At 65.2% G+C, this 21117-nt stretch carries 15 protein-coding genes and 2 pseudogenes; 4 read left to right on the top strand and 13 right to left on the bottom strand.

All coding sequences use genetic code 11. From position 1 onward, the window contains the following. Positions 1–44 precede the first annotated feature (44 nt). From tpiA to gap, 3 genes are read right to left on the bottom strand one after another with little or no spacing between them, the layout of a single operon-like run. Positions 45–830 carry a triose-phosphate isomerase gene (tpiA, locus tag MPSD_RS11155; protein ID WP_086085584.1) on the bottom strand — a complete coding sequence of 262 codons (786 nt, stop codon included), beginning with the start codon at positions 828–830 and terminating at the stop codon, positions 45–47. Further along, complete coding sequence (locus tag MPSD_RS11150) at positions 827–2077, bottom strand: phosphoglycerate kinase (RefSeq protein ID WP_086085585.1); 1251 nt, start codon at positions 2075–2077, stop codon at positions 827–829. The genes tpiA and MPSD_RS11150 overlap by 4 nt, the downstream gene beginning before the upstream one ends. A 12-nt stretch (positions 2078–2089) precedes the next feature. Then, complete coding sequence (gene gap, locus MPSD_RS11145) at positions 2090–3109, bottom strand: type I glyceraldehyde-3-phosphate dehydrogenase (RefSeq protein WP_011739921.1); 1020 nt, start codon at positions 3107–3109, stop codon at positions 2090–2092. A 343-nt stretch (positions 3110–3452) separates the two neighbouring features. Between gap and MPSD_RS11140 the strand changes: the two genes are divergently transcribed. Further along, complete coding sequence (locus MPSD_RS11140; protein ID WP_174524116.1) at positions 3453–4202, top strand: beta-xylosidase; 750 nt, start codon at positions 3453–3455, stop codon at positions 4200–4202. A 7-nt stretch (positions 4203–4209) separates the two neighbouring features. Here the strand turns inward: MPSD_RS11140 and MPSD_RS11135 are convergent, their stop codons facing one another. The 5 genes and pseudogenes from MPSD_RS11135 to MPSD_RS11110 form a co-directional block, all read right to left on the bottom strand. Continuing rightward, the gene (locus MPSD_RS11135) at positions 4210–5631 is read right to left on the bottom strand and encodes a phytoene desaturase family protein (RefSeq protein WP_086085587.1); all 1422 of its coding nucleotides are present in this window, start codon (positions 5629–5631) and stop codon (positions 4210–4212) included. Then, the gene (locus MPSD_RS11130; protein ID WP_020787823.1) at positions 5628–7376 is read right to left on the bottom strand and encodes a DUF3556 domain-containing protein; all 1749 of its coding nucleotides are present in this window, start codon (positions 7374–7376) and stop codon (positions 5628–5630) included. Before MPSD_RS11130 ends, MPSD_RS11135 begins: the two co-directional genes overlap by 4 nt. A gap of 193 nt (positions 7377–7569) precedes the next feature. Continuing rightward, positions 7570–7986: pseudogene (locus tag MPSD_RS30770) on the bottom strand (PE family protein); the annotation flags it as partial. A 257-nt stretch (positions 7987–8243) separates the two neighbouring features. Beyond that, complete coding sequence (locus MPSD_RS11120) at positions 8244–9446, bottom strand: ISAs1-like element IS2404/ISMul1 family transposase (protein ID WP_420811898.1); 1203 nt, start codon at positions 9444–9446, stop codon at positions 8244–8246. Positions 9447–9590: 144 nt separating this feature from the next. Beyond that, positions 9591–10784, bottom strand: a pseudogene (locus MPSD_RS11110) (PE family protein); the annotation flags it as partial. Positions 10785–11055: 271 nt separating this feature from the next. Between MPSD_RS11110 and MPSD_RS11105 the strand changes: the two are divergent. From MPSD_RS11105 to MPSD_RS11095, 3 genes are read left to right on the top strand one after another with little or no spacing between them, the layout of a single operon-like run. After that, positions 11056–11799: a lysophospholipid acyltransferase family protein gene (locus MPSD_RS11105; protein ID WP_232022875.1), complete on the top strand. Its 744-nt coding sequence runs from the start codon at positions 11056–11058 to the stop codon at positions 11797–11799. A 3-nt stretch (positions 11800–11802) separates the two neighbouring features. Further along, positions 11803–13437 carry an acyl-CoA ligase FadD12 gene (fadD12, locus tag MPSD_RS11100; RefSeq protein WP_020787827.1) on the top strand — a complete coding sequence of 545 codons (1635 nt, stop codon included), beginning with the start codon at positions 11803–11805 and terminating at the stop codon, positions 13435–13437. Next, on the top strand, positions 13434–14711 hold the full coding sequence (locus MPSD_RS11095) for an alpha/beta hydrolase (RefSeq protein ID WP_086084671.1): 1278 nt from the start codon (positions 13434–13436) through the stop codon (positions 14709–14711). Before fadD12 ends, MPSD_RS11095 begins: the two co-directional genes overlap by 4 nt. Here MPSD_RS11095 and MPSD_RS11090 read toward each other — a convergent pair whose 3' ends face one another. From MPSD_RS11090 to uvrC, 5 genes are all read right to left on the bottom strand, one after another. Further along, the gene (locus MPSD_RS11090) at positions 14712–16094 is read right to left on the bottom strand and encodes a WS/DGAT/MGAT family O-acyltransferase (protein WP_086084670.1); all 1383 of its coding nucleotides are present in this window, start codon (positions 16092–16094) and stop codon (positions 14712–14714) included. It lies immediately after the preceding gene. Positions 16095–16196: 102 nt separating this feature from the next. Next, positions 16197–17174, bottom strand: a complete 978-nt coding sequence (gene whiA, locus MPSD_RS11085; protein ID WP_012393992.1) for a DNA-binding protein WhiA — start codon at positions 17172–17174, stop codon at positions 16197–16199. Further along, on the bottom strand, positions 17171–18247 hold the full coding sequence (locus MPSD_RS11080) for a YvcK family protein (protein ID WP_086084669.1): 1077 nt from the start codon (positions 18245–18247) through the stop codon (positions 17171–17173). The genes whiA and MPSD_RS11080 overlap by 4 nt, the downstream gene beginning before the upstream one ends. Continuing rightward, on the bottom strand, positions 18244–19164 hold the full coding sequence (gene rapZ, locus MPSD_RS11075) for an RNase adapter RapZ (RefSeq protein WP_020787829.1): 921 nt from the start codon (positions 19162–19164) through the stop codon (positions 18244–18246). Before rapZ ends, MPSD_RS11080 begins: the two co-directional genes overlap by 4 nt. Continuing rightward, positions 19161–21104 (bottom strand): excinuclease ABC subunit UvrC, encoded by a 1944-nt coding sequence (gene uvrC / locus MPSD_RS11070; RefSeq protein WP_036426703.1) that lies wholly within the window; start codon positions 21102–21104, stop codon positions 19161–19163. The genes rapZ and uvrC overlap by 4 nt, the downstream gene beginning before the upstream one ends. Positions 21105–21117: the final 13 nt, after the last annotated feature.

The raw sequence follows: 21117 nt of genomic DNA, 5'->3' as shown, positions 1-21117 counted from the left end.
GCACTCGGTGAGCACTCGCGGGACCGCTCGCCGTGACTGCCCGGTTACGGCAGCGGTCCCCCGGCGGCGATGGCCGCCAGCGTCGCAAACTGTTCACCGTCCAACGACGCGCCACCCACCAGGCCACCGTCGACGTCCGCCTGCGCGATCAGTTCGCCGATGTTCTTCGCGTTGACCGAGCCGCCGTAGAGCACCCGAACCGCGTCGGCGATCTGCGGCGAGGCCAGCGAACCAAGCTCGCTGCGGATTGCCGCACAGACTTCCTGGGCGTCGGCTGCGCCGGCTACCCGCCCGGTGCCGATCGCCCAGACCGGCTCGTAGGCGATGACCACCTTGCTGATCTGCTCTGCTGAAAGCCCGGACAGCGAACCGCGCAGTTGTTCGACGTTGTGCGCCACGTGATTTCCCGCCTCACGCACATCGAGGTGCTCGCCGGTGCAGACGATCGGAGTCAGGTCGTGCTTGAGCGCCGCGGCAGCCTTGGCGGCCACTAGAGCGTCGTCCTCGTTGTGGTAGGTGCGCCGTTCCGAATGCCCCACGACGACGAAGCTGCAGCCCAGTTTGGCCAGAAATGCCCCACTGATGTCACCGGTATAGGCACCGGAGTCGTGCTGGGACAGGTCTTGACCGCCATAGGTCAGGCGCAGCTTGTCACCGTCGACCAAGGTCTGTACACTGCGCAAGTCGGTGAACGGCGGAATGACCGTCACATCGACTTTGTCGTAGTACTTGTCCGGCAACGAGAATGCGATCTTCTGCACCAGAGCGATCGCCTCGAAGTGATTGAGGTTCATCTTCCAGTTGCCGGCGATCAACGGCTTGCGGCTCATGCGGGTCCTCCGCCCTCGGTTTGGCCGGGCTGGGGTCTACCGAGCACCTCGATGCCGGGCAGCGTCTTGCCCTCCAGGTATTCCAGCGACGCGCCGCCGCCGGTGGAAATGTGCGAGAACGATCCCTCCGAAATGCCAAGCGCGCGAACCGCGGCGGCGGAGTCACCGCCGCCGACCACGCTGAACGCACCCTTGCCGGTCGCCGCGACAATCGCCTCGGCGATGCCCCTGGTGCCCGTCGCGTACGCCGGGAATTCGAATACGCCCATCGGGCCATTCCAGAAGATAGTCTTGGCGTTGGACAGCAGCGCGGCGAACCTCTTGACCGATCCCGGCCCGATATCCAAGCCCATCGTGTCGGCCGGGATCGCATCCGCGGCAACGGTTTGAGGTGGTGAATCGGCGGCGAACTTCTCGGTCACCACCACGTCGACGGGTAGCCGCAGCACATCGTGGTAGGTGTCGAGCAGCCTTCGACAGGTGTCGATCATCTCTTTTTCCAGCAGCGACGTGCCGACCGAGTAACCTTGGGCGGCAAGGAATGTGAAACACATTCCGCCGCCGATCACGATGCTGTCGGCCTTGGTTGCCAGCGACTCGATGACACCGAGCTTGTCGGATACCTTCGACCCGCCCAGCACCACCGCGTACGGCCGCTCGGTCGAACTGGTCAACTGCTCGAGCACGCGGATTTCATCAGCCACCAGCCTGCCGACATAGTGCGGCAGCAACGTGGCGACGTCATACACCGAAGCTTGCTTGCGGTGCACCACGCCAAAGCCATCCGAGACGAAAGCACCTCCCGGGCTGACCAGTTCGGCGAGCTGCTTGGCGAAAGCGAGGCGCTCGCCGTCGTCCTTGCTGGTTTCGCGCTTGTCGAAGCGGATGTTCTCCAGCAGCAGGACGTCGCCGTCGGTCAGCCCTTCGGCACGAGCGAGCGCATCGGTGCCGACGATGTCTCCGGCCAACTGCACGTGCCGGCCCAGTTGCTCGCCAAGAGCCGCGGCAACCGGCTCCAGAGACAGCTTCGGGTCGGGCCCATCCTTGGGACGACCCAAATGCGCTGCGACGACGACCTTGGCGCCGCCGTCGAGCAGCGCCTTCAACGTCGGTACCGACGCGGTGATACGGCCCGCGTCGGTAATGACACCGTTCTCGTCGAGCGGCACATTCAGATCGGAGCGCACCAGCACCCCGCGACCCGAAACACCTTCAGCGAGAAGGTCTTCAAGGGAATGGATGGTCACGGCTGCCGGAACCTAGAGGGACTTGCCGACCAGCGCGACCAGGTCGATGAGCCGGTTGGAGTAACCCCATTCGTTGTCGTACCAAGACACCACCTTGGCCTGGTCATCGATCACCTTGGTCAGCCCGGAATCGAAGATCGAGCTGTGCGGGTCGGTGACGATGTCGCTGGACACAATCGGGGCGTCGTAGTACTTCAGAATGCCCTTGAGTCTGCCCTCGGCCGCGGCTTTGAACGCCGCGTTGATCTCTTCGGCGGTCGCGGCCTTGGCCAATTCCGCGGTCAGGTCGGTCACCGAACCGGTCGGGATCGGCACCCGCAGCGCGTAACCGTCGAGCTTGCCCTTGAGCTCGGGCATCACCAGACCGATGGCTTTGGCGGCGCCGGTAGAAGTCGGCACGATGTTGAGCGCGGCGGCCCGGGCACGACGCAAGTCCTTGTGCGGCCCATCCTGCAGGTTCTGGTCCTGGGTGTAGGCGTGGATGGTGGTCATCAGGCCCTTGACGATGCCGAACTCGTCGTGCAGCACCTTGGCCAACGGCGCCAGGCAGTTCGTCGTGCACGACGCGTTGGAGATGATGTTCTGGCTGCCGTCGTACTTGTCGTCGTTGACCCCCAGCACGATGGTGAGGTCCGGGTCGGTCGCAGGCGCCGAGATGATCACCTTCTTCGCACCCGCGTCCAGGTGGCCCTTGGCCTTGGCAGCGTTGGTGAAAAGACCGGTGGACTCGACGACGACATCGACCCCCAGGTCGCCCCAGGGCATCGCCGCCGGGCCCTCCCGCACCTCGAGGGCCTTGATCTTCACACCGCCGACGACGATGGTGTCCTCGCCCTCGAGACTCACGTCCTGGGGCAACCGGCCCAGAATCGAGTCGAATTTGAGCAGGTGGGCCAGCGTCTGGTTGTCGGTGATGTCATTGACGGCGATCACCTCGATGTCCGCGCTGCCCTGCTGTTGTTGAGCCAATAAGGCCCGGTAAAAGTTGCGGCCGATTCGACCAAAGCCGTTGATACCTACCCGGACCGTCACTTGCCTCTCCCTGCCTTCCATGTCCGCCTAAAAGCGCCTTGCCCGTCAGCCTAGATCAGTGACACGCGTCACCGCCCTGCCGGTAACAAATGCCAGAACTCTGCGGCCGCGAAAGCCCCGGCGCGGCGCGGCGGGTTCGCCGGCCCCGGCGGACAGGGCCGGAAGGGGATTCGAGGGGAAACGTCACCATTTGGAAACGGCGCGGTGCGGCGCGGCGCGTGTATCGCGGCGGCCGCTAACAATTGTGCCGGTCGGCTAGACACGAGTGCAGTAGGACCATGCGGTGTTACTGCACCAATTGATTGCAGAAGTACCGGGCGCGAATAAAGAGGAGTCGGCGTTGATGACGATCTTTGATCGGTTCAACTTCAAGGTAGTTGCCTGCGCTGGGCTGTGCGGAGCCGCTATTGCGTTGAGCCCACAAGCGGCAGCTGTCCCGCTGAAAACCGACGGCTACGCGTGCATCCAAGGGATGGCGGGCGAAGGCGGAGCACCGGCGGCGGGCGGTCCAGCTGCGGCGGGCGGTCCAGCTGCGGCCGGCGGTCCGGCAGCGGCCGGCGCGACATGCGCGGCCAGCGCTCCCATCAATGACATGGCTGGTGTTCCGATGGCGGTGCCAGGGCCCATTCCGGTGCTTCCGGCTGGTGCGCCACTGATCGATCTCGGTGGGGCCGCGGCGGCCGCACCGGTGCCGATCCCGGCCGCCGCACCGGTACCCATCCCGGCCGGCGCACCCGTGCCCATCCCGGCCGGCGCACCCATCCCCATCCCGGCCGGCGCACCCATCCCCATCCCGGCCGCCGCACCCATCCCCATCCCGGCCGCCGCACCCATCCCCATCACGGCCGCCGCACCGGTACCCATCCCGGCCGGCGCACCCATCCCCATCGCGGCCGGCGCACCGGTACCCATCCCGGCCGGCGTTCCGCTGATCGCGCTCGGGCCGGTGCCCGCGGGCGTTCCGGCGGCCGGAGCTCCCATCATCGATATGTCGGGAACCGGCAAGGACGGGCCAATCGGTCCGGCGCCGGTCGGCGGACCTGTGGCGGGTCAGCCGGTTCAGCCCGGCCCGTCGGGTGCGGGAGCCGGCTGAGACAGCCTCAGCGCCGCTTACGCAACCCCTGCAACGCCGATTCCGCGGCGTGGTAGCCACACAGTCCGTGGATTCCGGCGCCCGGCGGGGCGGATTGGGAACACAGATAGACACCGGGTACCCCGATCGCATACGGATCGAGGGCTATCCGCGGCCGGAAAATGACCTGGAGCCCGTCATTGGCCCCGCCGATGATGTCACCGCCGATGAAGTTGCGGTTGTAGGCCTGTATCTCGGCGGTCGACTTGCTGACGGTCGCGGTGATGCGATCGCGGAATCCGGGCGCGAATCGTTCTATCTGGTCGATGACGGCGGCAGTGGCGTCGCCGGCATAGCCGAACGGTACGTGTGCGTAGGCCCAGATCGGGTTGATGTTGCCCGCCGAACGCGACGGGTCGGCCAGGTATTGCTGCCCGATCAAGACGAACGGTCGTTGCACCATTCGACCTTGTGCGCGTTGGCGTTCGGTGTCCGCGATCTCGGCGAACGTGCCCCCGAGGTGGACGGTCCCGGCCCGCCGGCAGTCAGGATTGGTCCATGGAATGTCGCCTTCGATGGCGAAGTCGACCTTGAACGCCGACGATCCTTCCCGATAACGCCGGTAGGACCGCTTGATCCGCGCGGGCATCGCATCGCCGTACAGCGCCAGAACGTTGGCCGGGCTGAGGTCGAGCATGACGATGTCGGCATCGGGGATGTCACGGCGGCTGGTGACGGTTATCCCCGTGGCCACGACACCGCCGAGCGCGTCCAGGGCGGCTCCCAGTGCCGCGGTTATCGACCCGGAACCGCCTTGTGCGACGGGCCAGCCGTAGCGGTGGCCGCTGGCCAAGATCATCAACCCCAGCGACGCGGTCAGCGGCCGGTCCAGCCGGGTGTAGACGTGCGCGGCAGCGCCTCCGAACAGTGCGCGCGCCTGCTCGGTACGGAACCAGCGCGCCATCATGGTGGCGGGCAGCGCCGCCCGAGGCCCGAAGGCGGCCAGCCGAAGCGGGTGACGGGGAACGCCGAGCACCGGGCGGAGCAGGTCGCCCGCCAGTTCATCGAAACCGGCCGCCAGGTCCCCCACCGCACGGCGCCACCGTTTGCCGTCGGGCCCCATGCCCGCCGCCGTGCGTTCAATCGACTGGTACAGCACCCCGGCCGTGCCGTCGTCGAGCGGATGTGCGCAGTCGACTTCGGGCCAATTCCACGTCAACCCGTAGCTTTGAAGGTCGATCTCATTCCAGAACGGTGAGCCGACACCCAGTGGGTGAAACGCTGAGCAGTGATCGTGGATCACCCCGGGCACGGTCAGCTCACCCGAACGCGCTCCCCCACCGATGGTGTCGTGCGCTTCAAGCACCTGCACCTCGACCCCGTGCCTGGCCAACTGGATCGCGGCGGCCAGGCCGTTGGGCCCGGCCCCGACAACGACTGCCTTGGTCATTGGGCGGCGCGTTGAGTCGTCACGTGTACCGGAAATTCGTCGCCGGGCTCGGGCCACGGCTGCGGGGCAAGCATGTCCTCGACTGTGACGTACCCGGCTTCGATCAATCCGGTCTTGGCGTCGACGATGCGGTACCACTGCTTTTGGATGTGGATCGGTTGACCTTCAAGGATGATGACGCGCAGGTCGCCGTCGGCGAAATTGCAGCGCCGCTGCACGGCCTGTACCAGCTGCTCATTGTGCAGGTGGCCCTCGCCGAAGTTCCAGCCGACCAACGGCCCGGCCACGATTTCGCCCTCACGGACCTTGTACTCGGCTTCGTTGCCGATCGCCCGGGGCAACAACCCGTTGAGCGCCCTGCCGTGGGTATGCATGGCCCGGAACGCGGCCGTCTTGTCGGCCATGATTTCGGCCGTGTTCGCGTCGTAGAGCTTGGCCAACTGGTTGACCACCAGCGCGGAGCTCTTGACGACGCTGGCCTCGATCTTTTCCTCGGCCCCGGCACGGAAACACCACACGCTGGTGGCCCAGTTACCCGCGTAGTAGCGCATCGCCGGCAGGAACGAAATCTTCTCCGGGAAAAGGTTTCTCGCTACCACCACGGCGACAGCGGCGAGCACGATCGCCAGCAGCAGCGGGGATCGAAGATCTATGGCGCGGATCGAGCCGTAGTGCCCGAACAGATAGAACAGCGAAAAGATGAAGAACACATTCCACTCCAGCGGGACTCCCATGGGGAGGTTGGAGAGGATGTTGAGGTGGAAGATCACCATGAACCCGATCAGGAACCAGCGCCACGGCTGGTCACCGGCGACGAGCACCAGAACCGCCGGAACCAGGAACTCCGCCGTGGTCCCACCCACGTGGGCCATGATTTTCGGCAGCCAGGACGGGCGCAGGTCGTTGACGTGGTCGCGGTAGAGCAGATGCTTGATCGGATTGAACAGCCTGCCGCGCAGTAGCGCGTTATTGCTGGTCATCACCGCGACGACGTACGGAAAATGGTGGTTGAGCTTGGACGTGGCCGCTCCCCACCACAGGCAGAGCATGATGATCTTGAACGCCGCGATCTGATCGGTGAACGGGAAGAAGAACACGAACAGCTTCAGCCAATAGTGTTCCCCGCGCGCGGCCAAAAAGACCGTCTTGTCACGCAGACCCAGTAGCGCCAGCGCGATGATCGTCGGTACCACCAGGATCGGGTCGATCAGGCCGACGTCACCGCTGGCTGTCACCTGTCCCGCATGGCCGGGAGAAAACAGTGCCCACCCCCCGCTGATCAGGACGATGGCGTAGAGCGTCACATCCACCACGGTGCGAGTGTCCCCGTCGGTGAAGGGCACCTTTGCCGGCCAGGGTGGCAGGCGAATTGTCTTGGGTCGCAGCCAATAAAGGAATCCGCCAACCGGCGGCATGAACCGCCCGGTCAACGGTCCGGACCCGCAACCAAATCCGAGGACCTCGAACAGCAGTGTGAAGATGATGACCTTCTGATACACGATTGGTTGCGTCCACCAGTCGGCGATATGCCCCAGCCCACCCAAACCCGGCGTCAGCGAGATGATCGCCGCGGGGGCGGCGACGTAGATCCCGATCTTGAGCAAATAGAGCAGGTACACCGCATACGGGGTCCCGAAGCCATGTTCGGCCCAGTGCCGAGTAACAACCTGCAGTCGCGTTGCACGTGGCAGGGTATGCCAGGTTTCGTGATCGACGTCTGGCAAGTCCGGTGACATGAATCCCATAGCGGCCTCATTCTCGGTGCGAAACCCTGCTGGTGTGTCCCTTGCGGTTCCAATCTATCGGCACCACGCGGCCGACGAATAGATGCTTTGAATCCCGCCGTGCCTTCTCCGTCCGGCCGCGACGAAAAGCACTAGCACACAATGTCTTCACGGCCTTCATGGCCTTCAGGTTGCTGCACCGACACGGCAACTATCAGGGAAAGTCACGACCGATGTAAGCGGAGACCCCGGCCGCGATCGGAATTGTCGCACCGAAAGTCAGCAGCATGGCGTTGGTGGCAGGGATGAGTTGCAGGTTTTGATTGAAGCCGCTGAGGTTGCCGGCCGCCAGATCCTTGATCGCGTTGATCGAATAGTAGGTATCGGCGGTCAGAATGACCCCCGGCCCTTCGATCAAGATCGGCAACACCTGCCAGCCAACGTAGATCGCGTTGAGCAGTTCGGAAGAAGCGCCGTGCCTGGCGGCCTCGGCGGAGAGGTCGGCACCATATTGGTAGATACCCGATGTGATGGCGGGATTTATCTGCCCGTTGATGACGCTGTCGAGTGTGCGATACAGATGATCGAGCGGCCCGGCTATCGCACCGCCGAGCTGCGGTGGAACCGCAATGGCGCTAGGAACACTCGCCGGCCAGCCGGGGATGGGCGGCGCATTGCTCCATATTTCCGGCAGCAACGGCGCGGCCGGCAGATCCGGTAGCGGCGGTAGCCCCATGCCGGCCAGGCCATTATCGATCCCCCGCACCGCGCCCTCTACGAACGCGCCCGCGACCACGTTGGGATTGACATTGGCGGGGAACAACGACGCGGGGGTGGGAACATCCGCGTATCCGGTTCGGTCGTAGCCCAGGGCTCCTGCGTTGTTGATTAGCAGGCTTGTGAGCTGGGGAATTGTGGATTGAGGAGGTCTAGGCGGCGGTTGGCGGTCAAAGCGGTGATCCGGCAGGCTTCGGCGATGTTGTCGGCGCCGTTGAGGCGGTGCAGATTGATCGCGGTGTTGCGTAGCGTTGCTAGGACCTGTGCGCCGTTTCCGGTATGTGCCCTTTGACGGTCTTCGTCGAAGGTGACGTCGCGTATCCAGTGCAGGCTGTTCTCGATTCTCCAGTGTTGACGCATCCAGGTCATGATCGCGGTAGGGCGGGCGTGCTCGAACGGCAGGCTGCAGATGGCATAGACCACCTCCACGCTGCGCTGGTCGGTGGCGGTGATCAAGCGTTCACGAGTGATCCGGATGATTTGTTTTGCGTAGGGGAAGCCGATTCCTCGTGCAGCGGTGATGATTTGCGGGGTGCGGGTCTCGACACGGCCGTGGCCGCGGGAGTCGTCGGTAGCGGCTGTGGGCACCTCGGCCCAGGGCAGCGCGGTGATACGCGCAAGTATTTTGGCTTGGTTGGACTTGACGATCATCAGGTAGTGCGACTTCAAGGTGGCGCAGATCAACTTCGCGGTGACGACCTGGGTATGCATCGCATCCACGGTGACCAGCCACCGCAAGCTACCCGGCAGCAGCGTGAGCAGGGCACGTACGCAGGGAATTTCATTGCTTTTCTCGGCGACAGCGAGTTGACCGAGCACCAATCGGGCACGGTGGGCGAACACCGACACGAGATGCGTGGCTGTCGCTTTGGCGCGTAAAGCACCACGCAGCATCTTGCCGTCCAACGCGATCGGCACCAATCCACTGGGGTCGCTGCTGGCCACGTGTGCAGTGAAGTAACTGCCCATCCTGGCGTTGAGGTCGGCGGGGTCTAGCCGAGACAAAACAGCGCGGAAGGTCTTCTCACTGGGCCTCCGGAACCGGACCCCTAATTGGGCCAACACATCATCGGGAGCGGTGGCCGCCCATGTGGCAAAACCAGCATAGCCGCGCATCCCCGCGGCAGTGGCCAGAACCGCGATCGCCAACAAAGCCATCAGCGAATACCTCCGACCGCGTGGGCCCCTCGGGTCTGGCACCGAGGCCAACACATCGAGAAACTCCGATCCGATGAACTCGCTGCGCTCACCAGGACTCCAGCGGTCGAACACCTCTGGAACCGGCGACACAGGCAATACTGAAACGGTAGGCACGGGCAACTCCAGACCAACGACGAACAGTAACCAACTCGATCGTTCTCCAGATAGCCCGTGCCTACACTCCGGCCCCAATAGCGCGGCACCAAAGATCATCAACCCAGCTCACAAGCCTGCTAATCAACAACGCCGGAGCCCTGGGTCGTAGCCCAACTCAACGACGTCGCGCAGACCGGGCTCAATGCCATCGAGCACCGAATCGGGCACAATGCCGCGCAGTGGTTGCAACAAAGGCAAGTGCTCGTTCGGGATCAAGATATAGGTGGTGTTGACGTCCGGCGAGGACACCGGCAGCACCACGCCCGCCGCCACTTGATCAGGCGTGAGCCCGTAGTAGAGGCTGTGCGAATAGGAGATACCCAACAGCGCATTGACGTCCGCGACGACATTGAGCGGGTACTGCGGGAAATCGGCAAAGCCGTCATATTGGGTCGTGTAGACCGTCGTCGGGTACTCGGTGACCGGCGTCGCGCCATTGAATGTCAGACCCACTGATTGGATATACAGACCTGGAAAACGCGCCAGGATCCCGCCGTTCGGATTGTTCGGATTGCCGAGCAATACGAACGAGAGGTCCTCGGGGCTCGGCCTGCTGTCGATGGGCAGGCTCTGCAGATGCCGCATCTCCAGGGTCGCCACCGAAGCGCCCTGCGAAAAGCCGGCAACGACAACGCGATTCCCGTCGGCGAGTTGTTGCGTGATCGCGGCGTGCAAGTAGCTGGCTCCCGTAGCGGCCGATTCATCGAAGGTCAGGTTGGGAATCCCGGTGAACGGCTGGAACTGCGCGGGTGTCTGTACGCCGAAAAGCGAATCGCCAAAATAGTGCGGTGCGACGAACAGGTCGTAGACCTCCCGCATGAAGCGATACGACGCTCGCGGGGTTCCGGTGGAGCCCACGACCAAGACCGAGCACCCGCCGGACAGCAAGGCCGAACTCATCAGCGCGTCAACGCCGGACGCTCCCGCGGAGGCGGCGCCGGCCCCAGACCATGCCCTGCCCGGCGCCGTCAACCCGGTGAGTAACTCCTGCTGCACGTTGCGCAACAGCGCCGCGTTGCCGGTTTCCGCGTCCGCGTACCAACCCGCGGTCCGATCGAGGGCCTGCACCAATTGGTCGTGGTAGGTGGCCAGCTGGCCGCCCAGGAGCTGATATTCCTGGGCGTGGGTGCTCATCAACGCCGCGATCCCCGCCGATACCTCGTCAGCAGCCGCGGGAAGAAGCCGCGTGGTCAGGGCCGCGGCCGCCGCGTTGGCCGCCTCGATTGCCGATCCGATGCCCGTTAGTTGGGACGCCGCGGCGACCACCGTCTCCGGCGCGGTGACCACGAACGACATCCCACCCCCCCTCCGCCGCCTGACCCAGGCAGCTCTGGCAAGGTCAGCCGCCCAGCACATCTAGCAGGGCGGATGCTATCGCGATCCGGCGAACTCTGGTGGGTGATTCGCCGAGATCACTGCCGCCCACCCGGTGGGGCCGCCGGCCGCGGGACCAATTGGCGATCGGTACCATCGGTTGACCCACAGCGCCCATGGTCAGGGGATCTTCGTGAGCGATACCGACAACGACAAAGACATCGAGAAGTTCGACCCGGGCCTGACCCGGCGCATGATCGGTGTGATGCGGCCGGTGGTGAAGACGTACTTCCGCTCCGAGGTCCACGGCTTGGACTCGTTTCCGCCGGGCGGGGCGCTGGTGGTGGGCAACCACTCCGGTGGCATGTTCCCGATGGACGTCCCGATCTTCAGCGTCGACTTCTACGACAAGTTCGGTTATGACCGGCCGGTCTACACGCTCAGCCACGACATCCTGTTCATGGGCGCGACCGGGTCGTTCTTTCGGCGCACCGGCTACATCCGGGCCAGCCGAGACAATGCGGCAAAGGCATTGTGCTCCGGCGGGGTGGTGATCGTGTTTCCCGGTGGCGACTACGACGCGTACCGGCCCACGCTTTCGGAAAACGTCATCGACTTCAACGGCCGCAAGGGGTACGTCAGCACCGCGATCGAAGCCGGTGTCCCCATCGTGCCCGCGGTGTCCATCGGCGGACAGGAAACCCAGCTCTACCTGTCCCGGGGCACCTGGCTCGCCGAACGGCTTGGGCTAAAGCGGTTGCTGCGCAGCGATATTCTGCCCCTCTCGTTCGGCTTCCCGTTCGGATTCAGCGCGGCTATCCCGCCCAACCTGCCGCTGCCGACCAAGATCGTCACCGAGGTGCTGGATCCGATCGACGTCATCGCCCAATTCGGCGAGGATCCCGACGTGGACCAGGTCGACCAACATGTTCGTTCGGTGATGCAGGAGGCTCTCACCAGGCTGGCCGCCACTCGTCGATTCCCGATTCTGGGCTGAGCCATGGCGCCTCGCATCGACCAGATCCTGGGTCTGATCACCGCGTTGGCGCGGTCCGGTCTGATCGCCCCGATGCGACCGGACCGGTACCTGAAGATCGCCGCCGCCATGCGTCGCGAGGGGATGGGATTCACTGCGGGATTCGCGGCAGCCGCCCAGCGCTGCCCAGATCGGCCGGGCCTGGTCGACGAGTTGGGCACGCTGACCTGGCGGCAGCTCGACGAGCGCAGCAACGCGCTGGCCGCAGCGCTGCAGGCACTGCCGGCCGGCTCGCCCAAGGTCGTCGGAATCATGTGCCGCAACCATCGCGGGTTCGTCGAAGCGCTGGTGGCGGCCAACCGGATCGGTGCCGACATTCTGCTGCTCAATACCGCATTCGCGGGTCCGGCGCTGGCCGATGTGGTGGCCCGCGAAGGCCTCGACACCGTCATCTACGACGAAGAATTCACCGCCACGGTCGACCGCGCATTTGATGGCCGGCCACAGGCCACTCGAATCGTCGCGTGGTCTGATGGACAGCACGACCTGACCGCCGAACAGCTCGTCAACGCCCACCTGGGTGACCAGCCCGAGCGCACCGGCCGCACCGGGCGGCTGATCCTGCTGACTTCAGGCACCACCGGAACGCCTAAGGGCGCCAAGCATTCTGGAGGTAGCGGCGGAATCGGCACCCTGAAAGCGATTCTGGACCGCACACCGTGGCGAGCCGAACAGCCCATCGTGATCGTGGCGCCGATGTTCCACGCCTGGGGCTTCTCACAGCTGGTACTGGCCGCATCACTGGCATGCACGATCGTCACCCGCCGCAAGTTCGACCCGGAAGCGACGCTGGACCTCATCGACCGCCATCGGGCGACCGGCCTGGTGGTGGTGCCGGTGATGTTCGACCGCATCATGGAACTGCCCACCAAGGTGCTCAACCGCTACAGCGGCCGCACATTGCGGTTTGCCGCGGCGTCCGGTTCCCGGATGCGCCCCGACGTCGTCGTCGCGTTCATGAACCGATTCGGCGACGTGATCTACAACAACTACAACGCGACCGAGGCCGGGATGATCGCCACCGCGACGCCGGCAGACCTGCGTGCCGCACCCGACACCGCGGGCCGCCCCGCCGAAGGAACCGAAATCCGGATCCTGGAACAGGAATTCAACGAAGTGCCGGAGGGCGAGGTCGGCAGCATCTTTGTCTGCAACGACAGCCAGTTCGACGGATACACATCGGGCACCACCAAGGATTTCCAGGCCGGCTTCATGTCGTCGGGCGACGTGGGCTACCTGGACCGCAACGGACGGCTGTTCGTGGTCGGGCGCGACGACGAAATGATCGTCTCCGGAGGAGAGAACGTCTACCCGATCGAGGTGGAAAAGACCCTTGCTACCCATCCCGAAGTCGCGGAGGCCGCGGTGATCGGCGTCGACGATGAACAGTACGGACAGCGGCTGGCCGCATTCGTGGTGCTCGAACCCGACGCTGATCTTGATGAGAATGCCGCCCCCGAAACCCTCAAACAACATGTGCGCGACAACCTGGCCAACTACAAGGTGCCCCGCGAAATCGCGGTTCTCGACGAGTTGCCCCGCGGTAGTACCGGCAAGATATTGCGTGCCGAACTGCAGGCAAAGGTCTGCGGCACATGAGGGGCGATCGACTGCGCAAGCTGGCCCGCCGGCCCCGGCCCCTGACCCGGGCGACGGCCGAACTCGTCAACGCCGCCAACGGATTACGGCCCATCAGCCGCAACCCCTATGCCGCCTTTTTCGTGTTCTGGCTTGGCTGGCCGACCTCGGAGGTGCCTGGTCTTTACCTGACCGCGTCAGTGGTGGACGCGCTGCGCCGCGGACGACGCGGTGATTTCGCCGGGCCGAAGGGCAAAGTCGCGTTGGCCCTTACCGCCGCGGCCTGGGCAACGCTGGGCGTGATCCGCTACCGCGGCATCACCACCCCCGGCCCGGTCCTCGAGGAGGGGTTGACCGAAGGACTGGGGGCTGACTACGCCCAGGAGTTGGCCACCCTGCCGACCGAGCCGACGCGGCGGGGACGACGCAACCTCCCCCTGCGCACGACCGTGGCACGCCGACTCTATGTGGAGAAGACCAACATCGTGGCCTACGGCCCACACCGCCGTGCCAACCTGGCCGACATCTGGCGGCGACGCGATCTGCCGCGCGACGGCAAGGCCCCGGTGCTGGTGCAGGTGCCCGGTGGCGCCTGGGTCCTCGGATGGCGCCGCCCCCAGGCGTATCCCCTGATGAGCAACCTGGTTTCGCGTGGCTGGGTCTGTGTGTCGCTGAACTATCGGGTCTCTCCCCTACACACCTGGCCGGCGCATATCGTCGACGTCAAGCGCGCGCTGGCCTGGGTGAAAGAAAACATCGCCGACTACGGCGGCGACCCGGACTTCGTGGCGATCAGCGGCGGGTCAGCGGGCGGCCACCTGTCCGCGCTGGCGGCTCTGACCCCCAACGAACCCAGGTTTCAACCCGGCTTCGAGGAAGCCGACACCTCTGTGGCGGCAGCGGTTCCCATCTATGGCCGCTACGACTGGTATTCGACCGAGGCCGAGGGGCGACCTGAATTCGTCGAATTGCTAGCGCGTTTCGTGGTGAAACGGAAATTCCGCGACCACCGCGAGGTCTTCGTCGATGCTTCGCCAATCCACCATGTACGGGCCGACGCACCACCGTTCTTCGTGCTACACGGCCAAGACGACTCCCTCATCCCGGTGGTCGAAGCTCGAGAGTTCGTCGAAGAATTACGGGCGGTGTCGAAGTCCCCGGTCGCCTACGCCGAATTGCCCAACGCCCAGCATGCCTTCGACATCTTCGGTTCCCCACGCGCGCATAAGGCTTCCGAAGCCGTGGCCCGGTTCCTGTCCTGGGTGTACGTCACCAACGGCCCGGGCCCACGCTAGCTAGAGACCAGCCGCGCGTTCGAGCTCGGCCAGCGCCGGTTCGATGAGGTCGGCCATCTCGTCGATGTCATTGGCTACCTCGGGTGTCGTCACGAACCCGAAGTCCAGATGCTCCTGATACGAGAAGCAGGTGATGTTCAACGCCACGTCCATCACCGGCGGCCCTAGCGGCACCAAGGAGTCCAGCCGCGCACCCGCCATATAGAGGGGGAATTGCGGGCCGGGGACGTTGGATACGACGAGGTTGATCGGGGCCAGGTTATGGGAAAGCCCGGTAGCGGTGTACGCGCGGGCGGCCAGATGGAGCAGACCTGGCGGGGTGGTCTCGGTAAGCCCCATGATCTGATGCGCCGAGAGCGCCTTGGCCATCTCTTTGGCGTTCTGGGTGCTCTCGTGAATGGCCTTGAGACGCTCGGCCGGATCATTGATGTGGGTCGCCAGCGACGCCGTCATCGAGCTGATCTGGTTGCCGACGTCCTCCTTGGTTTGATCGGTGCGGGTGGACACCGGGATCTGCGCGATGAGCGGCTTGGCGGGCAGCTCGTCGCGCTTCTTCAGGTATTCCCGCGCCGCCCCGGCCACCGTCGCCAGCACAACGTCGTTGAGTTTGACGCCGAAGGCATCCTTGACCGCCTTGGCTCTTGCCAGTTCAATGCGGCACCCACTGACCCGCCGGTGCGGCGACACATGTGCGTTGAACCGGGTCTTGGGTGCATCGAAGTAGCGGGGTGGCCTGGCGCTCACGCCCAGCGCCGCGATCTGCTGGCGCACGGTTTGCTCCACCAGCCGTGCGATGCGGAACGGGGTCATGATTCCCACGTTGATCAGGGCACCCACCGCGCGGCGCTCCAGCCTGGGGATCTGGAATCCGACGAATCCAACTGTTTCCTCTTGCGGCGGCCGAGGTTCGGGCGTGACATCCAGCAGGATCTCACCTAACCCGGCACCCGAGACACCGTCGACAATGGCGTGGTGCACCTTGGTCAGGGTGGCGATGCGCCCGCCTTCGACACCCTCGATGACCCAGAGTTCCCACAGCGGTCGAGAGCGATCAAGCTTGTAGGACATGAGCCGACCGACGAGTTCCTCGAGCTCGCGCCGGCCGCCCGGCGCGGGGACTCCGATTCGCCGCACGTGAAAGTCGACGTCCAGATCCTGGTCTTCGACGAACCAGGGCCGGTCCAGCCCCAGCGGGGCCCCGGTGACTCTCCAGCGCAGCTGTGGGATCTCCGGGAGCCGTTCGATGAGTAGTTCGCGCAACCGCTGAAAGCTGTAGTCGGGCGCATCGGTCGGATCGCAAATCGCCAGCGCACCAACATGCATGTGCCAGCCTGCGGTCTCCGCAGACCAGAACGCCGCATCAACACTCGAGAGCCGCCTCATTGGGCGACCATAACCTCCCGTGAGCTGCTAGGGCCAGCACTCCCAGAAATCTCACAACGCGCCGTCGTCGTGCGACGGACCCGCAAGCAGTGCTTGCGCGGACTACGCATCCTCGAGCAAGTCGGGCGTCACCGCCGATTCGGTGTCGGGAATTCCTTCCACCTTCGCCTTGCGATCGGCCATCGACAGCAGCCGCCGAATCCGACCCGCCACAGCATCTTTCGTCATCGGTGGATCGGCGAGGCGGCCCAGCTCCTCCAGCGACGCCTGGCGATGCTCGACACGCAGTTTGCCGGCCGAGGCCAGATGATCGGGCACCGTGTCACCGAGGATCTCCAGCGCTCGTTCCACCCTGGCGGCCGCCGCCACCGCCGCGCGCGCCGAGCGGCGCAGATTGGCATCATCGAAATTGGCCAGCCGGTTGGCCGTCGCGCGCACCTCGCGACGCATCCGGCGCTCTTCCCAGACCAGCCTGGTGTCCTGCGCCCCCATTCGGGTCAGCAGGGCACCGATCGCCTCGCCGTCGCGCACCACCACGCGATCGGCTCCGCGGACCTCACGGGCCTTGGCACCCACCCCGAGCCTGCGGGCGGCCCCCACCAGCGCCAGGGCAGCTTCCGGGCCCGGGCAGCTGACCTCGAGGGCCGACGAGCGCCCGGGTTCGGTCAGTGACCCATGCGCCAGAAAGGCGCCCCGCCACGCGGCTTCCGCGTCGCCGATACTGCCGCCGACCACCTGGGCCGGCAGGCCACGCACCGGACGGCCCCGCATGTCGAGCAGTCCGGTCTGACGCGCCAGCGCTTCGCCGTCGTTGGCGACCCGCAGCACGTACCGGGTGTTCTTGCGGATCCCGCTGGCCGACAGCACGTGCACCACCGCGCTGTAGCCATAGAGGTCGAAGATGTCTTTGCGCAGCCGCCGCGCGATGCTGCCCAGATCCACCTCGGCCTCGACGACGACGCGCCCAGCCACTATGTGCAGGCCCCCGGCGAATCTGAGCAGCGAAGTGACCTCAGCGCGCCGGGCGCTGACCGATTTGACTACTAGGCGACTCAGTTCGTCCTTGACTTCAGTCGTCATCGCCACGCGTCGTCACCCTTCGGTTTGTTGCCACCCGCCCCGGGCCCGCCGGTCTGTTGACGTCCGCCCTCGATCGGTATCTCCTGCGGACTCGTCACCGGAGGCGTCGTGAGGTCCCTGTCACGGACCCGCACTGCATCCAGGACGGCCGCTAGCTTGCCCGGGTCATGTAAAGGTGTACCAGGTCGGGCAACGTCGGCGAAGTGGACCTCGGCCTGAAGCATTGTTGCCGTGCGGCGAAGTTGCTCCTTCTCTCGATCGCTAGGCACCCGGTCCGCGTCGATGATTATGTCGTGGACCGTGAACCCCGGGGCATGTTGGGCCAGGACGTGCAGGTGACGCTCAACCGAGAAACCGGCCGTCTCCCCCGGCTCGGCCACCAGGTTGAGCACCAGCGCGCGACGCGCCGACGTGGCCTGCAACGCCGCGAACAGCCCCGGCACCAGCACATGCGGAATCACACTGGTAAACCACGACCCGGGACCTAAGACGATGAGATCGGCAGCCATGATGGCGTCGACGGCCTGGCGGGTCGCCGGTGGGTCGGCCGGCCGCAACCGCACCCGTCTCACCTTTCCCGGGGTGGTGGCCACCGCCACCTGGCCGCGGATCAGCCGGAACATCCGCGGATCAGACTCCAGCCCGGAAACGTCGGCTTCGATCTGCAGCGCAATCGGACACATCGGCAGCACCCGGCCCTTGACACCGAGGATGCGTCCGAGTTCGTCGAGCGCGGCTACCGGATCGGCCAGCACCTCGGACAGGCCGGCCAGCAACAGGTTGCCGATCGGATGCCCGGCCAGCGCGCCGCTGCCACCGAACCGGTGCTGCAGAATGGTCGCCCAAAGTCGGCCGTACGGACTGTCGGATGCCAAGGCCGCCAGCGCCATTCGCAAATCACCCGGCGGTATCACGTCGAGTTCGCTACGTAGCCGACCCGAGGATCCACCGTCGTCGGCAACGGTCACGATCGCGGTGACGTAGGGAGTGAGCCGACGAGCCGCCGACAGCGTCGCGTATAGCCCGTGTCCGCCACCCAAAGCAACGATGCTGTGGCTCGCCCGTGAATTCATTCGCGGCCCAGATCCCGGTGCAGTACCCGCACCGAAAGTCGCGAATTCGACCGCAGCAGCCCCACCAGTGCTTCGGCGATGGCGACGCTGCGATGCTTGCCACCGGTGCAGCCGATCGCGACCGTCATGTAGCGCTTGCCCTCCCGGCGATAGCCCTCCACGACCAGGGATAGCAGCTCATGGTAGGTCTGCAGAAACTCGGACGCGCCAGGCCGGCCCAGGACGTAGTCGCTGACCGCCTGGTGTTGGCCGGTCAGTGGCCGCAGCTCGTCGACCCAGTGCGGGTTGGGCAAAAACCGCACGTCCATGACCATGTCCGCGTCCATCGGCAGTCCGTACTTGAAGCCGAAGGACTCCACGGTGACGCTGGTGATCGCCGCGGCGTCGCCGCCGAAAGCTCGTTCGATGTTCTCCCGCAGCCCGCGCACCGAGAGCGTGGACGTGTCGATGATGAGGTCAGCGGTGGCGCGCACCGGCTCGAGCATCTTGCGCTCGGCGGCGATCCCCTCAGCAAGTGTGTGCCCGCCCTGCAGCGGGTGGCTACGGCGATTCTGTTCGTAGCGGCGCACCAACATGTCGTCGGACGCCTCCATGAACACCACTCGGGGGGTGATGTTGCGGGTGGCCAGTTCGTTGCGCACCGAATCCAGGTCGCCGGTGAAGCCCCGTGACCGAACGTCCATCACCACGGCGAGTTGGGTGATGCGCGATCCGGCCGCCAGCCCGAAATCCACCATTCGGGTGATCAGCTGCGGAGGCAGGTTATCCGCGACATACCAGCCCAGGTCCTCTAGTACCTTGGCCGCCGTGCCGCGGCCCGCCCCGGACAGCCCGGTCACCAGCACCACGTCGATACCGGCCGAGGCGTCGCCTTCTGGACCGGGCAGATTTCCGCCACCCGCAATATGGTTGGTCATTGGGCACCCCCCGGCTGGTCGGGACGCAACGCCTCGAGCACGGCAGTTGCCGTTGCTACGCCAATACCCGGTACCGCGGTGATCTGGTCGACGGTGGCCTCCTTGAGGCGGGCTATCGATCCGAAATGGGTGACGAGCGCCTTGCGACGGTGCTCTCCCAATCCGGGCACCGCATCCAGCGCCGACGCCGTCATCCGCTTGGATCGCTTGCTCCGATGGTAGGTGATGCCGAATCGGTGCGCCTCGTCGCGCACCCGCTGCAGCAAGTAAAGGCCCTCGCTGTTACGCGGCATGATGATCGGATCCGGCTCGGAGGGCACCCATACTTCTTCCAGCCGCTTGGCCAGGCCGATCACCGCGACGTCGACGATACCCAGCTCCTCGAGAACGGCGCTGGCGGCGTTGGCCTGCGGCGCACCGCCGTCAACGACATAGAGATTGGGCGGATAGGCGAATCGGCGAGATTTTCCTTCCGGGGAAAGCAGATTCGGATCGTTCTGTTCACTCAGGTGGCGCTGGAACCGGCGTCGAGTCACTTCGGCAATGGATGCGACGTCGTCGGAGCGGCCCTGCCCAGCCGCTTCCCGGATGGCGAAGTGGCGGTAGTCGGACTTGCGCGGTAGGCCGTCCTCAAAGACCACCAGCGAGGCGACCACATCGGTGCCCTGCACGTGGCTGATGTCGACGCACTCGATGCGCAACGGCGCATCGGCCATCCCGAGCGCCTCCTGAATATTCTGCAGTGCAGCAGATCTGGCGTTGAAGTCACCGGCCCGCTTCAGCTTGTGCTGCTGCAGCGCCTCTTTCGCATTTCGCTGCACGGTTTCGGCCAGCGCGCGCTTGTCTCCGCGGCGCGGCACGCGCAGCGTGACCCGCGAGCCGCGCAAGCCGGACAACCAGCTGGACAGTTGGTCGGCGTTGGAGGGCAGGCACGGCACCAGTACCTCGCGGGGAACCGGGTTGACCGACTCATCGGCGGCACCGCCCAACTCCGCCTGGTCGCCATAGAACTGAGCCAGGAATTGCTCCACCAACTGTTCCTCGACCGAAACATCTGGTGCACTGGGCTTTTCGACCACCCAGCCGCGCTGACCGCGGACCCGACCGCCGCGGACATGGAACACCTGCACCGCCGCCTCGAGTTCGTCGTCGGCAAATGCCACCACGTCCGCGTCGGTGCCGTCCCCCAGCACCACCGCTTGCTTTTCCATCGCGCGCTTCAATGCAGACCGGTCATCTCGCAGCCGTGCGGCGCGCTCGAAGTCGAGGTTCTCCGCAGCGGCGTTCATCTGCTGTTCCAGCTCGCGGGCGTATCGGTCGGTCTTACCGGAGAGAAAGTCGCAGAAATCATCGACAATCTGGCGATGCTGCTCTTTGCTGACCCTGCCGATACAGGGAGCCGAGCACTTGTCGATATAGCCGAGCAGGCATGGCCTGTCTATCTGCTTGTGCCGCTTGAACACTCCCATCGAGCAGGTGCGCGCCGGAAACACCCGGGTAAGCAGATCCACTGTCTCGCGGATCGCCCACGCGTGCGAGTAGGGCCCGAAATAGCGGACCCCTTTGCGCCGTGGACCGCGATAGACCATGAGCCGGGGAAAATCTTCGTTGAGCGTGACGGCCAGCACCGGATATGACTTGTCATCGCGGTAGCGAACGTTGAAGCGAGGATCGAATTCCTTGATCCAGTTGTACTCGAGCTGCAGCGCCTCGACTTCTGTGTTGACCACCGTCCACTCGACCTTTGCGGCGGTGGTCACCATCTGGCGGGTCCTCGGCTGCAAGTGCGCGATGTCGGCAAAATACGACGTCAGCCTGCTGCGCAGGCTCTTGGCCTTGCCGACATAGATGACTCGCCCATGCGGGTCCCGGAATCGGTACACCCCCGGCTCGACCGGGATGGACCCGGGCGCGGGGCGATACGTCGCGGGATCTGGCACGTACCCAGGCTAG

The sequence above is a fragment of the Mycobacterium pseudoshottsii JCM 15466 genome (assembly GCF_003584745.1).
In the GTDB taxonomy this organism is placed as follows: Bacteria; Actinomycetota; Actinomycetes; order Mycobacteriales; family Mycobacteriaceae; genus Mycobacterium; species Mycobacterium marinum.
Note: the sequence above shows the minus strand (reverse complement) of the source record. Positions and strands in the feature narration are given on the sequence as shown.

Coding starts and splice junctions, on each gene's coding strand:
- MPSD_RS11140 (WP_174524116.1), top strand. CDS start 3,453: ATGACGATCTTTGATCGGTTCAACTTCAAGGTAGTTGCCTGCGCTGGG.
- whiA (WP_012393992.1), bottom strand. CDS start 17,174: ATGACGACTGAAGTCAAGGACGAACTGAGTCGCCTAGTAGTCAAATCG.
- MPSD_RS11130 (WP_020787823.1), bottom strand. CDS start 7,376: ATGGGATTCATGTCACCGGACTTGCCAGACGTCGATCACGAAACCTGG.
- MPSD_RS11090 (WP_086084670.1), bottom strand. CDS start 16,094: ATGAGGCGGCTCTCGAGTGTTGATGCGGCGTTCTGGTCTGCGGAGACC.
- MPSD_RS11080 (WP_086084669.1), bottom strand. CDS start 18,247: ATGAATTCACGGGCGAGCCACAGCATCGTTGCTTTGGGTGGCGGACAC.
- MPSD_RS11135 (WP_086085587.1), bottom strand. CDS start 5,631: ATGACCAAGGCAGTCGTTGTCGGGGCCGGGCCCAACGGCCTGGCCGCC.
- rapZ (WP_020787829.1), bottom strand. CDS start 19,164: ATGACCAACCATATTGCGGGTGGCGGAAATCTGCCCGGTCCAGAAGGC.
- MPSD_RS11105 (WP_232022875.1), top strand. CDS start 11,056: ATGATCGGTGTGATGCGGCCGGTGGTGAAGACGTACTTCCGCTCCGAG.
- MPSD_RS11095 (WP_086084671.1), top strand. CDS start 13,434: ATGAGGGGCGATCGACTGCGCAAGCTGGCCCGCCGGCCCCGGCCCCTG.
- tpiA (WP_086085584.1), bottom strand. CDS start 830: ATGAGCCGCAAGCCGTTGATCGCCGGCAACTGGAAGATGAACCTCAAT.
- fadD12 (WP_020787827.1), top strand. CDS start 11,803: ATGGCGCCTCGCATCGACCAGATCCTGGGTCTGATCACCGCGTTGGCG.